Source organism: Brevibacillus sp. 7WMA2, assembly GCF_010748895.1.
Lineage (GTDB): Bacteria > Bacillota > Bacilli > Brevibacillales > Brevibacillaceae > Brevibacillus_B > Brevibacillus_B halotolerans.
Window position 1 is genome coordinate 140,648 of the sequence record NZ_CP048799.1, and the last position, 13,379, is coordinate 154,026.

Here is a 13,379-nt window from a genome sequence, read left to right on the forward strand (position 1 = left end):
AAATATCAAACATTCATTGTTGCAATTACTTTTTATTAGTCCCCAATTTGCTCTCACTAGGTATAGTTATGAAAAAAGTAGGTAACAGATAAAAATAAAAAAGACCTTGTTAACAAGGTCTTTTACGATGGTTATATTGTATGGAGCGGGTGATGGGAATCGAACCCACGCGACCAGCTTGGAAGGCTGGAGTTCTACCATTGAACTACACCCGCATATATGATTGGTGCGGACAAGAGGACTTGAACCTCCACGGTGTTGCCACCACTAGAACCTGAATCTAGCGCGTCTGCCAATTCCGCCATGACCGCAAAATTAGTGCGTTTTCTAGCGTTGTGACCGCGTCTTTATTGACGTCCTGTAATAGATCGTTCTGGCAACCGTTAGGCTATAACGTTGGACTATCGCACTATTACGGATTAGACTCTACAAAAGCGCGCCTCGCAACTGACAAAATCTATTTTAAACCAAACGGGCTATACCTGTCAATATCCGAATTATTCCGAAATATCAACGCATTTTTCTAACATAAGATGAGGTCAGGTTGAGAACAGCTAAATGATTAAGGTCTAATCTCGTTCTTCGTGGCTGGCGTTCTTTTTTGTTCAGAAACTTTCGAATTGTACTTAATACGCTGTCACTGTAAATTATAGGAAGAGGTTTGACTATAACCATGATTTTTCAAGGCGCTATTAATTAGCGTCTTTTTTTTGTGAAAATTTTGTGATTTATTGTCGGAATTTGAAGAACGTTTCAAATTTTTTATTCCACATCAAATATCGAAAAGGTATGGTAAAATAATCCACAGGAGGAAGAAAGGAGGGTTTGGAATTTTTTCTTATAACTCAAAGGGACGTTCCCTAGTCGCCATACTAACTGGAACGCCCCACCATCATGAATAACAAAAATTGTTATTCGGATTAATTGTATCACTCAAATAAAGGAATGTGAAATGGAAAATACCCAATCGAAAGATGATCTACAGAAGCTTATAGAAATCCTCCGCCAAGAACTAGAACAGTTATACTTCAAAAAAGGCTCATTTCTACACCCAACCGTACTACAACTGAGCCAACAACTAGATGAGTACATCGTAATCTTACAGAAGCATAGACGCTAGTTGGTCGATATGAATAAAGTTGTACGGGAAACTTTACAAAGCCCAGTACGGGGAATAATTATAAAGCCGTGGTTCAGCTATTCATTGAAGACCTCTTAGGAGGTTAGTATGGGGTGACTCCCATCGAGACAGTGATCATGCAAGAAGAATCAGAAAACAAAAACTAAGACAAAGTGGTTAGCACATCGTCTAGGTCTGAAAAGTAAGCCAGAGATGTAGACGTTTTTCTCGAAACAAGAAATAGTAAACCTAAAAAGTCCATAAAACGAACCAAATTCCAGAAAATATGTTAATATTTTAATATTAGCTTATTAGTATCGTTGGGGAGGATAGTATGAAAAAAAAGACTCTTGCTTCATTAGCAACACTTTTGGTATTATCTGTAACAGTCTTTTCGGGGTTAGGGTTATCAGGTGTAAGTGCGAAAAAACATGAAACACCAAATGAAGATTTTGTCTACCTAAATGAGCAACCAGTTAAGACTAATGAGGTTATCTATGCAACTCCTGAAAACCAGGAAGAATTAGTAAAAAAATACGGTTTGGAAAAACCTTCTCAAACAGCTAAGTTACGATCAATACGAGTAATTGATACGCCTGCAGAAATGGAACAAAAACACGGAAATGAACACAAAAATAAAACATTAGCTCTTGGGGGATATCGTTTTGAAAAAGAGAAAACCAAAAATGTAGATGGATCAGACGAAATTGCCCGGGGTAAATATTTTTGTAACAAAAAGTCAGGTTCTTGCAAGGCAGAAATCGCTTTATCAGCAAATGAAGATGTAAGTGTAGAACTTAATGCAACATTCGGAGCAAGCTATAATGATGTAGTATCTGCAGAGTTCGGGTATTCGGTAGGAAGTACTGTAGGTGTTTCAACAACAGTAAATGTACAAAATGAATCAATACCTGCTAAAAAGACTTGGATTGTTGTGGGATACCCAGTATATAAATCTACTTTCTTCAAGCTTTACGATGACTCTATTTTTGGCTCAAGATATATTGGAAGCGGAACATTTATGGTTCCTAAAAGATCAAGTTTAGCTGTTACAGATTGGATTCAAGGTTAAACCCTAGGTTTGATTCTGAATATAAGCATTACGTAAACAAACGTCCGAACCTAAATTCGGACGTTTGTTCTTTTATTATCATTATTTATTCCTTTTCATGAAACAAAAATTACTTATTCTGCGGCTCCTGTCCACTAGCAATCCTTACCCAATCTGCCCGTTCCCCAAGATATTGAGTCAGATTCTTCATTCCCATTGCATCACTAACTTTCCATTGTGTTTTGAATACTAAAATGATCTCATCTGCAAGCATTCTATCCATCGTTGTTTCCTCCTTTATAATTGCATCCCAAAAATCTTTTTCCATACAGTTCATGTCCACATTACCGTAAATCCCAGCCACTTTCCCACAGTGGGAATACTGGAATACCGCCCCTTCTTATACGAAATCGAGGGCGAGATGAATCCTATCTACTTGCAGACGTGGGATATAGCTAGGTGTCTAGCAATCGGGCTACTTGTATGCTGGCATATGTATCGAATGGATAAAAGAATGGCAATACAAACAAAGAGAGTAGCTATCTAATGCTTGCGGATTTTTTTCCGCTGATGTCGATTTAACTCAGAAATTCGGGGTAAAAAGAGATAGAAGAGTAAACAAAAATTGAAACGAAATGGCCTCCTCATACGTATGGATATATATAATACTACCGGAGTAGGAATTCTGGTTGAAAGCGAGGGACATAAGGTGGAAGATAAAAAGAAAATTCGCCACATGTTATTCTTCACTGGTTCATTCGGGTTTGCTGTCTTCGCTATGGTTGTTGTCACCGAGATTATTCGTGTCTCCATGCACTAGTCTCATACTCAAAAAGCGAATATCGAACATAAAAGTGACTCGGATAGAAAGAGAGGCGGCCATTACGGCCGTCTTTTTTTTGTATGAAATCTATATTTTTCGACAATATGTAATTATTTGTGGATAATTCAAAAAAAGAAATCCACAAGAGTATATATACATTTATACGTCTTTTGCACAATTACCCCACAGGCTATCAACAGGATTTCCACAGCACTTGTGGATATCGGAACGATTGTTCGTTTTTTTAATAGCTGATACAATACGGTATAGAATAAAAGGGAGGTGACAAGCGTGAGATACTTAAGTGATACGATGTTGATAGAAGTATATCAACGTGCAGTCGCCCTTCATCTCGATGCCGATTTTATTTTCTTGGTAGAAGCTGAAATGGCGCGTAGGAAACTCTCTTTTCAAAGTGCTTGAGTTATGTAGGTATTAGACTTACAAACATAAACTAGAAAACGGGCAAATCGAGATAGCCACCCTATGGAAGGGTGGCACTTATTTTTTGCTTATAGCAGGACTTCAAACATTGTAATGTTATGTAGGGGTTGCTTGTTTTCTTGTAGATCTTCTGGGAAATATAAAAAGACCGGTCCTTTGTCTCGAATTGGTTTACCGTCTTTTGAGAATTGAAGAATGATTTGCTTGGATTTTTCCAGAGAAACATCTACATAATCTTGTTGCTCACGGTGAATACGTAGAGTCGTGGCGTTCGGATGAGGCTTGGCATTTTCCAAAAAAGGTGCAAATTTGATTGCATAATCGCCCTCAAGCACTTTTCGTTCTTCAACCAAGCTTTTGCGTTGACTAGGAGGAGTGGCGCCTTCCTTCATTTCTTTTTCCCAATGCAGGGCTGCACTACGGATATATCTATTTGTCTCTTGTAATTCCAGATGCTCCTGCTCCTTATAAGAAGACAGTTCGAATTTTCGGTCATCAAACACCCACACGCTTGGATCAATGGTGATAGGGAATTCTACAGCTCCCTTTACTACAATCACGTCTGCCATTTTGGTCTTCCTCTCTGTTAGCCTTTTCCTACTTCATTATTGTATCGCAGGATGTAGAGTGCCGCAATGAATGTGTTGGTTAGAAGAGTTTATTGGCAACGTTTTCACAGCCGTTTAACATATTATGCACTATGAATAAAAGGTTATCCCCTTTTCAAATGACTCGTTATGACGTACTATGTATGTATGGTAAGGACGTGTCCAAACGGAGGGATAGGTTTTGACAGACGTAAAAATTCATAACGATATGGCCAATAAAGCTTTAGCGTTATTAAGAGCAGATGCGGATAAAATATATAAATTAATTGATGTTCAGATGGAGAACTTGAACATGCCACAGTGTCCTTTATACGAAGAGGTGCTTGATACACAGATGTTCGGTTTGTCGCGTGAAATCGAGTTCGCTGTTCGCCTAGGTGTAGTAGAGGAAGATGAAGGCAGGTCTATTCTGGAAAATCTTGAACACAAATTAGCCGATTTACACGAGCTCTTTAACGAAAAAAAATAAAAACTCGCTAGGAAAGCTTTCTTTCCTTAGCGAGTTTTTGTTACGTGTGGACGATCTAATCGAAGAAGAAGGCTGTACCAAGAATCAGATACACAATTAACAGCAATACTCCTTCGAACCAATTGGTTTTACCGTCTCGACAGATCGAAATCGTGATAATGGTTGATACGGCAATTGCTGTGAGCTCTGGTACAGTAAAAACGATGTTCATAGGAGAACCGAATAAGAGACTGATTAAGACCAGTGTGGGAGCTACGAACAAAGCTACTTGTAAACTAGAACCCACAGCAATTTCCACAGCTGCGCCGATACGCCCTTTCAATGCTAGTAGGACTGCGGCACTGTGCTCCGCGGCATTTCCAATAATAGCAATGACAAAAGCACCCACAAACAGCTCTGACCAGCCAAAGGTATGTGAGACTGCTTCCACACTATGTACTAACCACTCGGATACCACAGCGACAAAGAATGTTGATAGTACCAGCATGACGATGGACACTGGCTTTGACCAAATAGCCTCGCTCTCATATTGTTCCACATCAGTGAGAAACGATTTATGTGTGACCATCGAGAAGATCAGCCACAGTACATACGCAATAATTAATAAGATCGCAATCACGATCGACAGAGTGTTAATCTTATCAAGGGATAGCTCAGACATAAAGACAGCAGGAATAAATAACGAAACCAAAGCCAACGTCATCATGGAAGCATTGTGCCCGGCTAGTTGGCTATTAAAGATTTGTTCTTTAAATTTTAAACCACCAAGCAATACGCTTAAGCCTAAAACCAATAAAAGATTTCCGATAACAGAGCCTGTGATAGACGCTTTTACCATCTCAAACAAACCTTCTCTAACTAAAAAGAACGCAATAATTAATTCCGCGGCATTGCCAAAGGTTGCGTTTAAGAATCCACCAATGCGATCCCCTGCATAATGAGCGACATTCTCCGTAGCTTTTCCTAACCAGGATGCGAGAAAGATAATGGCTAAGGAAGCTGTGATAAACCGTAATACTTCATTTTCTGTGAAATAGTGAAACCCAGCCGCCAGTGCGAAGCTTCCCCCTACCAGCAAATAAAATAGCCGCATGCTTTTCATACCATATAACCCCTCATTTCTTACCGGTTTATTTCCCACTGTTTGTTGCAGAGATGATCGAGATTCATGAGTGCATATTCCCTTTACGTTAAAGGAAAACTAAGGAAAACGTAAGGAGGTGCTTTATGTTTGCTCCCTATTGCTGTCCGGTATGCCGCACTAATCGTATGAGATTTACCATCATACGTCAACAACCCCAATATGTTCGCTTACATCCGCAAACCGGTGAGACCGTAGAAGAATTGACGCAAACGGAATTAGATGCTTTTCATCAGCCGTATAAAGGGGATGACTATCTTGTTCAATGTGGCATCTGTGGTACCATTGAAAGCGAAGAAAGGTTTGTAAAAATGGCGCAACACTCATTTGGACCAAAATGAGCACGCTGAAACATTATTATGTCTATTAAAAAGAGAGAAACCTGGTAATGATTTATACCAGGTTTTACATCTTTATACGGTTAAATCTCATGATTATCTACAAAAGATGTGTTTACCTATCCTTTTAATTTGCGGGCGACTCCAGATCCAAGCAGAGGTTGCTGTATCTGGATTAAAATAATAGGTAGCGCCTTCACTAGGGTCCCACCCCTTTAGAGCATCTTGAACTGCCTTTCGCGCTGTTTCATCTGGTGATAGATAAATTTGACCGTCAGCTACAGCTGTAAATGCACGTGGTTCAAACACAACAGCAGCCGGTGAATTAGGGAAGGATGGGCTTTTGGTACGATTTAAAATAACGGCCGCGACTGCAACCTGTCCGGTATACGGTTCACCGCGTGCTTCTCCATATACAGCTTGGGCCATAATTTGCAGGTCATTAGTCGAAAAGCCATTAGAAGCCGTGATTACTTGATTTCCTTTTTCTTTTGGTTTAAAAGTCCCCATCACATAATTTTTTGTTGCATTGTACAGTCGGACTTTTGTTTTATCGTCTAGCTCCCCGGTAATAGTCATGCCAAATTCATATTGAAAAAGACGCAGAGCATTTCTTGTGCGAGGACCGAAAATAGAATCGATATCTCCTGTGTAAAAACCAATATGTTTAAGCCTCTCCTGTAGTTCTCTTACATTGGTCCCTGTGCTTCCTTCCTTATAGGTAGGACCCATGGTAAATGCTTGTGTGATACTTGGAATACTACTAACCAGAAATGCAGTACACAAGATTACTCCGAAACACCAATACATAACTTTTTGCACTGTATGTATGCCTCCCTTTTGTAAAAAAGCTACGTTAGTAAACGGTAGTTCGTTTTGTAAGGGTAGTTTGTCCGATTTTCTATTGGTTTAAAAGCTGGTAAAATTTTCGAGAATAGTGCTTCAAGCCTTTGCCGAAACCCGTTATAATAAAAGAAAAACATTTTTGAAGCAGCACATGATTAGTTGGGTAAACTATGTACAACAGGTAAGTAGCGCTACATAAGGGCGGTTCACATAAGGAGGCGGTAGGGATGGATTCCGTGAAAGACCAAATCAGAGTGGCAGATCAAGTAGTTGCAGTTATTGCAGGAGTAGCGGCTCAAGAGATTGAAGAGGTAGCTGTAGGCGGTTCTACTACATTTTATGATGAATGGACGAAGCGATTAGGTGCGAAGAATAACGCAAAAGGAATCATGGTCGAAATAGGAGACATGGGTGCTTCTATTACATTATGGGTTTCTGTTCGATACGGAACTATCATTAGCAAGACCTGCCAGCATCTACAAGAGAAAGTAAAAGAAACAGTGGAGTTTTTAACAGGATTGACGGTTTATGAAGTAAACGTACGCGTCGAGGGCCTCACGATTGAATAACGAGAACCAAGTATAGGTATACACAGAAATAGAAAAAATCCAACGACGAATTTGTTGCTGTCGTTGGATTTTTTATGTTTGTGAAGGGGAAAAACCTATCCTTGCATCGAGGAGCTCTGGGCATTTTTTTGTCTATTAACATCACGAGATACGCTTAGTAGGATTCCCATGCTCGTCATACAAATCAACAGGGATGATCCACCATAACTGATAAATGGCAAGGGTACACCTGTCAAAGGTATAGCACCTGTTACACCACCGATATTAATCATTGCCTGAATGCTAATCATGGTAACAATTCCTGTTCCAGCCAGCGTAGCAAAGGTATCAGTTGATCGTAAGCTGATCTGCAGTCCTCGAATGATTAACAGCAGATATAAGAGCAGGAAGATTGAGGTACCGATTAGCCCCATCTCTTCAGCAATAACGGAAAAGATAAAATCGGTATATGCCTCAGGTAGATACAGATACTTCTGCAAGCTTTTCCCGAACCCTGTACCGAAGATTCCACCTCGTGCAATAGCATAGAGGGATTGAACCATATGAAATCCTTTATCTAATGGATCATTCCAAGGATTAGTAAAAGAGGTTAATCGTGCCCAAGCATGTTGTTTTACCATGATATAAGTAGTAATAAACAGAGTAGATGGAGGGACCGTAAGCAAAAAGATATGCTTAATATTAGCTCCACCTGCTATTAAGATAACCCCAGCCGTTCCTAAAATAATGGCTGCAGTTCCTAAATCCGGCTGGGCCATAATCATCAAAAAGAAAATACCCGTAACTGTCAAAGGTGGTATTAAACCTGTTTTGAAGCTTCGGAAGGCATCTCCCTTTTTGGCGATGAGGGCTGACAGATACAGAATTAATCCCAGCTTGGCAACCTCTGAGGTTTGTAAATTCATAAAGCCTAATTTAATCCATGATTGCGCACCGTTAGCTTTGTTCCCAAATCCAGGAATATAAACAAGTAGAAGTAAGAAAAAGCTACCGATGGCAATCAACAGGAAGTTTTTCTTATAAAAGGAGAAGGGGATGTTCATAACAAAGAACATAAGAAACAAACCCAAGATGGCAAAGATGATTTGTCTTTTTGCGAAGTACAAACCGTCACCTAGACATTGATCACAACCTTTGGATGTCAATATTCCGGTTTGAGCATAGATGTAGCTGGAGCTCATTACCATCGTAATGCCAAAGCCTACAAGTAGCACTGTTAAAAAAAGTAGGAGAAAATCTGGTACGCCCCGAGTTTTCATTGAAAAAGAAATCACCCCTAGAAATGAAACAGAGAGGTGGGTATGTCCTCTCTGCTTGTGTAAAGTATTTGAACAAACTGAACCTTCATACTGTTATGCTAATTTGTCTTTTAATCCTTGTAAAATCTGTTTTGCATTGTTGAGTACGCCATCTGGCATAGGACAGTCATAATCAATTCCATGCGGGAACAGATGCTTGCCAATGAATGGCTCGTCCAATTTTAATACAGTGTCTGGATCTTCCATTTTGCCTTCTACACAATGTGCTTGAATGCGAAGATAGTACGTGGTGTCTCTATCCTTTAGCTTGTAATCGTAGGTTGCATGGGTATAATCCCAAGCAAAACGCGTGAAACCTAAGCTATCCATAGCAATGTCCAAGTCGGCTAGAGTTCCTTGTTGGCCGCCGATTCCCGTTTCTTTGAGAAGCATTCTGCCTTCCTCCTTCGTGATATTCACTCCCTTATGATAGTAGGTTTTTCCTGATTGTGCAATGATTATGAGACGTAAAAAATAGCTCGATTGCATGAAAGAATACAGGAGGGGGGAAACTAACCTTTGTTTAAGTACGGAAGGAGGAAGAAAAATGGCAAAAAGAACATTACGTGAAATCATGACCGAGAATCTTGCTACCGTTACATTATTAGATAATGTATATGAAGTAGCGGTGAAAATGAGAGATTGGGACGTTGGCGTTATCCCAGTTGTGAATGAGCAAAAAGATGTTATCGGAGTAATTACAGACCGTGATATCGTCATTCGTGGACTTGCTGAAAAGCACCAAGGCTCTAGTAAGGTCGAAGAGGTTATGAGTAGAGACATCGTGCTTGGTACCCCAGAAATGACCGTGGATGCAGCAGCTAAGCTGATGGCCAAGCATCAAATTCGTCGTCTGCCGGTAGTTGATAACGGAAAATTAGTTGGCATTGTGGCGATTGGAGACATGGCAATCCGCAACATTTTACAAGATGAGGCTGGAGAAGCGTTAGCAGAGATTTCCGAAACAGCTTCACGCCATTAAAATTTAAAATGAAGAGAGCATTTGTGGGCACTCGAAAAACGAGTGTCTTTTTCTATTTTATTTTTTTGTGTCATTCCATAATATTTGGGCTTGTCTTTTTTGGACCCAATTTATCCCTTTTCGCATAGGCTGTAACGAAGAGGAAAGGAGGGTCCACATGGGTTTTTTCGATTTTGACTTCTTAAATGGAGATAACGAGGAACTGATATGGATCATCATAATCGTCGTGGTTTTATTTGTACTACTCGTTGATTGGGACTGGGAATAATGACCGGATAAAAAGGCGGCCTACCAAGATGTTGTGGGTCGTTTTTTGCTTTATAAGAATAGAAAAACTGTAGACAAGCACGTATGTTTGGTATGATGGGAAAGGTAGAAATAAACAAAAAGCATGGAGGATTTGTACATGAGAACAATGTTTGCCAAAACGAAGCATTTATTAGCCATTCTTTCCCTTGGTGTTGCCTTGGCGGTTAGTGGATGCGCCACTGACAAAGACAGCCAAGAAAACAACGAGCCTACTCCCAATGGAAAAATGAAAGTTAAAATAGAGAGAGTGGTCGATGGGGATACCTTTAAAACAACAAGAGGTGATAAGGTAAGGCTAATCGGAGTGGATACACCAGAGACGGTAAAGCCCAATACTCCTGTACAGCCATATGGAAAAGAAGCGAGTAACTATTCGAAAAGTATGTTAGAAGGCAAGGAGGTCACTCTTCAATTCGATGTTCAGCCTTTCGATAAATATCAAAGATTATTAGCTTATGTTTATTTAGAAGATGGCACATTCTATAATGAGCATCTTGTACATGAAGGATACGCTCGCATCATGACAGTTCCACCTAATGTAGCCCAAGCAGAAGTGTTCTTAAAGGCAGAACAGGATGCTAGAGAAAATAATCGAGGGCTCTGGGCATTAGATGTTTATCAGAAAGCGGATCAGGATAAGCAAATGAATACATCCTCGAAGAAGCAAAAGAATCAATATGATAAAAAGGAAAGTAGTTCACAAAAGGAAAGTAGCTCGCAAAAAGACAACAGCAAGCAGCAAATCAAAGGAAATATTAATTCAAAGGGTGAAAAAATTTATCATGTGCCTGGTGGACGTTATTATGAGCAAACAAAACCAGAAGAGTGGTTTGATACCGAAGAAGCTGCAATAAAAGCAGGATTTAGAAAATCAAAGGAATAACATTTAGATGATTGTTTGAATATTATAATGTTATCTGATACACTACGATGTAGAGAGATCGGAAAATGAGGTGCTGCGGGATGAGGAAAAATCTGAATCATAAGCATAATGGACAAGAAAAAAACTCCAATTATTCTCACGTAGAACATCAAGATAACGAAATTGTAACGAAAACTTGCTGTGGTGAACAGGGGCAGCATTCCCATGCAGATCACCATCAGCACGAGCATTGTCAAGATGCAGGTCACTCGCATCAAGACCATCATCACAAAAATCATAGTCACGATCACGAACATCATAAACACACTCATCACGGCCATAATCATGCTGAACATTCACACGCTACAGGATGCTGTTCAGCCCAACATGAAATGGCGACGAATGAATTAACCAATAAACCCGCTGCACAGGTATATCATATTGAGGGCATGGATTGCGGCTCCTGCGCATTGACGTTACAGAAGCATGTGCAGAAAAGCCTGAACATGTCTGAAGTAGAAGTAAACTTTAGCACAGCTAAAATGCGCTTAGGTAAAAAAGCTAATGTTGAACAAGTTCTCCAAGCTATTACGGAAGCTGGTTACAAAGGTACATATCAAGACGGAAATGATCGCTTGGCTAGTGTTGAACCGGAAGCTTGGTGGCGAAATGAGGCGGTTTGGCGTACGGGAACAGCAGGTTTTTTTATTCTGGCAGGGCTTATACTGCATGCGTTCCAGTTAGAACTGCTGGGGAATAGTGCTTATGCTATAGCTATGGTGATTGCTGGATTAAAGCCATTAAAAGCCGCCTGGTATGCTCTAAAAAGCAAATCGGCCGATATGAATCTGCTGATGAGCTTAGCGGCAATAGGTGCAGCTTTTATTGGGGAATGGTTAGAAGGGGCAACGGTTGTTTTCTTATTTGGACTTGGGAACGCTTTGCAAACCCTATCTATCAATAAAACGCGTCAATCTATCCGCTCCTTGCTACGTTTAGCACCAAAGGAAGCGATTGTTTATAGAGGAGCCGAATGGGTTAGTATCCCAGTAAAAGATGTACTAGTTGGAGAGCGCTTGTTAATCAAAGCAGGTGAAGGAATTCCTCTTGATGGGTTTATTGTTAAAGGGATTTCAACGTTTAATCAGGCGCCGATCACTGGGGAATCCATGCCAGTTGACAAAGGCGTAGGTGACACTCTTTTTGCTGGTAGTATAAACGAAACTGACGTAGTTGAGATGGAAGTCACGAAGATCGGCTCCGATTCGACGTTAGCTCGCATCATTCATTTAGTGGAGGAAGCACAGGAGAAGAAGGCACCGACGGAGCAGTTCGTAGAGAAATTTGCTAGAATTTATACGCCCATTGTCATTGTAGTGGCCCTAGCTGTTATTATTTTGCCTCCTTTATTTACAGGAGAGTGGCAACATTGGTTTTACCGTGGCTTGGAGCTATTGGTGATCGCTTGCCCTTGCGCCTTAGTGATTTCGACTCCAGTTGCAGTAGTGTCAGCTATTGGCAGTGCGGCACGTCATGGTGTGCTTATTAAGGGTGGAGCCGCCTTGGAGATGATTGGTCATTTAAAGCAAGTGGCGTGTGATAAGACGGGTACGATCACAACTGGAAAATTACAGGTTGAAAAAATTCTTACTCTTCAGGAACGTTCAGAGACAGAAATTCTTGAAAAGGCGGCCATGATCGAGCAATCCTCACATCATCCTATTGCTACAGCTATCCTGTTGCAGGCAAGGGAAAATGGGATTCTCCCGCAGAATTCTGATCATCATCAAACCATTGTTGGTAAGGGTGCTAGTGCTACCCTGTCAGGAATCACGTATTTGGCTGGGAATGAAAAGCTGTTTATCGAATATAATGTTGAGGTTGGCCTTTTACAAGAACAGATTAAAGAAGAGCAACAAGCTGGCAAGACGATTGTATTAGTGGGAACAACAAAAGAAATTTGGGGTGCCCTCATCATATCTGATACCATTCGCCCAACAAGCCAACAGGTGATGCAGCAATTACAAGGCATTGGCGTAAAAACCTTGTTGCTGACGGGAGATAATGCCGGAGCGGCACAGCATATGGCTCAAAAAGTGGGGATCGGACACGTACAAGCAGGATTGTTGCCAGAGGATAAGCTGGAGGCAATAAAGGTAGCGAAAAAGCGAGAAGGTGGCACGATCGCAATGGTGGGTGACGGTATTAATGATGCCCCAGCTTTAGCTACTGCTGATGTAGGTATTGCGATGGGAGGAGCAGGGACAGATACTGCGATGGAAACAGCAGGAATTGTATTGATGGCTGATGACCTAGAAAAATTACCATATGTAATTAGACTTAGCCAACAAGCGTTAGCGATTATCAAGCAAAACATATATTTCTCTCTGTTGATCAAAGCCATTGCACTACTTTTGATCATCCCAAATTGGCTCACACTGTGGATGGCCGTCATTAGCGATACAGGAGCAGCCATGATTGTTATTCTTAATAGCATGAGGCTATTGAGAAAGTAATTT

16 protein-coding genes and 2 tRNA genes are annotated in these 13,379 nt (G+C 40.6%); 10 read left to right on the top strand and 8 right to left on the bottom strand.

Annotation, left to right across the window (positions count from 1 at the left end; translation table 11 throughout):
• Window positions 1-141: 141 nt before the first annotated feature.
• Together GOP56_RS00740 and GOP56_RS00745 are read right to left on the bottom strand one after the other, a co-directional pair.
• Window positions 142-215: transfer RNA gene (locus GOP56_RS00740), tRNA-Gly, on the bottom strand.
• Between the two features lie 9 nt (window positions 216-224).
• Window positions 225-311, bottom strand: a tRNA-Leu gene (locus tag GOP56_RS00745).
• A gap of 641 nt (window positions 312-952) precedes the next feature.
• On the opposite strand from GOP56_RS00745, the gene GOP56_RS00750 reads away from it, so the two are divergent.
• Both GOP56_RS00750 and GOP56_RS00755 read left to right on the top strand, forming a co-directional pair.
• A complete protein-coding gene (locus GOP56_RS00750; protein ID WP_003344253.1) occupies window positions 953-1,120 on the top strand; it encodes an aspartyl-phosphate phosphatase Spo0E family protein in 168 nt (55 codons plus the stop codon).
• Window positions 1,121-1,454: 334 nt separating this feature from the next.
• On the top strand, window positions 1,455-2,192 hold the full coding sequence (locus GOP56_RS00755; RefSeq protein ID WP_163244225.1) for a hypothetical protein: 738 nt from the start codon (window positions 1,455-1,457) through the stop codon (window positions 2,190-2,192).
• A gap of 109 nt (window positions 2,193-2,301) precedes the next feature.
• On the opposite strand, the gene GOP56_RS00760 is transcribed toward GOP56_RS00755, so the two are convergent.
• Window positions 2,302-2,454, bottom strand: coding sequence for a hypothetical protein (locus GOP56_RS00760; protein WP_022585015.1), 153 nt, complete (start codon window positions 2,452-2,454; stop codon window positions 2,302-2,304).
• A 342-nt stretch (window positions 2,455-2,796) separates the two neighbouring features.
• Between GOP56_RS00760 and GOP56_RS00765 the strand changes: the two genes are divergently transcribed.
• Window positions 2,797-2,991, top strand: coding sequence for a hypothetical protein (locus GOP56_RS00765; RefSeq protein WP_035293006.1), 195 nt, complete (start codon window positions 2,797-2,799; stop codon window positions 2,989-2,991).
• Between the two features lie 294 nt (window positions 2,992-3,285).
• Complete coding sequence (locus GOP56_RS00770; protein ID WP_003344248.1) at window positions 3,286-3,417, top strand: sporulation histidine kinase inhibitor Sda; 132 nt, start codon at window positions 3,286-3,288, stop codon at window positions 3,415-3,417.
• Window positions 3,418-3,506: 89 nt separating this feature from the next.
• On the opposite strand, the gene GOP56_RS00775 is transcribed toward GOP56_RS00770, so the two are convergent.
• Entirely contained in the window at window positions 3,507-4,007 is a 501-nt protein-coding gene (locus GOP56_RS00775) for a hypothetical protein (RefSeq protein WP_163244227.1), read from the bottom strand.
• Between the two features lie 247 nt (window positions 4,008-4,254).
• Here GOP56_RS00775 and GOP56_RS00780 point away from each other — a divergent pair, with 247 nt between their 5' ends.
• Window positions 4,255-4,515 (top strand): Fpa/YlaN family protein, encoded by a 261-nt coding sequence (locus GOP56_RS00780; RefSeq protein ID WP_031309229.1) that lies wholly within the window; start codon window positions 4,255-4,257, stop codon window positions 4,513-4,515.
• Between the two features lie 55 nt (window positions 4,516-4,570).
• Here GOP56_RS00780 and cax read toward each other — a convergent pair whose 3' ends face one another.
• Window positions 4,571-5,617, bottom strand: a complete 1,047-nt coding sequence (cax, locus tag GOP56_RS00785) for a calcium/proton exchanger (RefSeq protein ID WP_003344246.1) — start codon at window positions 5,615-5,617, stop codon at window positions 4,571-4,573.
• A 125-nt stretch (window positions 5,618-5,742) separates the two neighbouring features.
• Between cax and GOP56_RS00790 the strand changes: the two genes are divergently transcribed.
• Window positions 5,743-5,997: a hypothetical protein gene (locus tag GOP56_RS00790; RefSeq protein WP_163244228.1), complete on the top strand. Its 255-nt coding sequence runs from the start codon at window positions 5,743-5,745 to the stop codon at window positions 5,995-5,997.
• A 93-nt stretch (window positions 5,998-6,090) separates the two neighbouring features.
• Here GOP56_RS00790 and sleB read toward each other — a convergent pair whose 3' ends face one another.
• On the bottom strand, window positions 6,091-6,816 hold the full coding sequence (sleB, locus tag GOP56_RS00795; protein ID WP_003338010.1) for a spore cortex-lytic enzyme: 726 nt from the start codon (window positions 6,814-6,816) through the stop codon (window positions 6,091-6,093).
• 251 nt (window positions 6,817-7,067) lie between these two features.
• Between sleB and GOP56_RS00800 the strand changes: the two genes are divergently transcribed.
• Window positions 7,068-7,409, top strand: coding sequence for an Asp23/Gls24 family envelope stress response protein (locus GOP56_RS00800; protein ID WP_003344243.1), 342 nt, complete (start codon window positions 7,068-7,070; stop codon window positions 7,407-7,409).
• Window positions 7,410-7,504: 95 nt separating this feature from the next.
• Here the strand turns inward: GOP56_RS00800 and ftsW are convergent, their stop codons facing one another.
• Together ftsW and GOP56_RS00810 are read right to left on the bottom strand one after the other, a co-directional pair.
• On the bottom strand, window positions 7,505-8,668 hold the full coding sequence (gene ftsW / locus GOP56_RS00805) for a putative lipid II flippase FtsW (RefSeq protein WP_163244229.1): 1,164 nt from the start codon (window positions 8,666-8,668) through the stop codon (window positions 7,505-7,507).
• 93 nt (window positions 8,669-8,761) lie between these two features.
• A complete protein-coding gene (locus tag GOP56_RS00810) occupies window positions 8,762-9,100 on the bottom strand; it encodes a YugN family protein (RefSeq protein WP_003338007.1) in 339 nt (112 codons plus the stop codon).
• A 154-nt stretch (window positions 9,101-9,254) separates the two neighbouring features.
• Between GOP56_RS00810 and GOP56_RS00815 the strand changes: the two genes are divergently transcribed.
• The 3 genes from GOP56_RS00815 (at window position 9,255) to GOP56_RS00825 (ending at window position 13,376) form a co-directional block, all read left to right on the top strand.
• A complete protein-coding gene (locus GOP56_RS00815) occupies window positions 9,255-9,689 on the top strand; it encodes a CBS domain-containing protein (protein WP_163244230.1) in 435 nt (144 codons plus the stop codon).
• A gap of 406 nt (window positions 9,690-10,095) precedes the next feature.
• Entirely contained in the window at window positions 10,096-10,881 is a 786-nt protein-coding gene (locus GOP56_RS00820) for a thermonuclease family protein (protein ID WP_254068532.1), read from the top strand.
• A gap of 80 nt (window positions 10,882-10,961) precedes the next feature.
• The gene (locus GOP56_RS00825; protein ID WP_163244231.1) at window positions 10,962-13,376 is read left to right on the top strand and encodes a heavy metal translocating P-type ATPase; all 2,415 of its coding nucleotides are present in this window, start codon (window positions 10,962-10,964) and stop codon (window positions 13,374-13,376) included.
• Window positions 13,377-13,379: the final 3 nt, after the last annotated feature.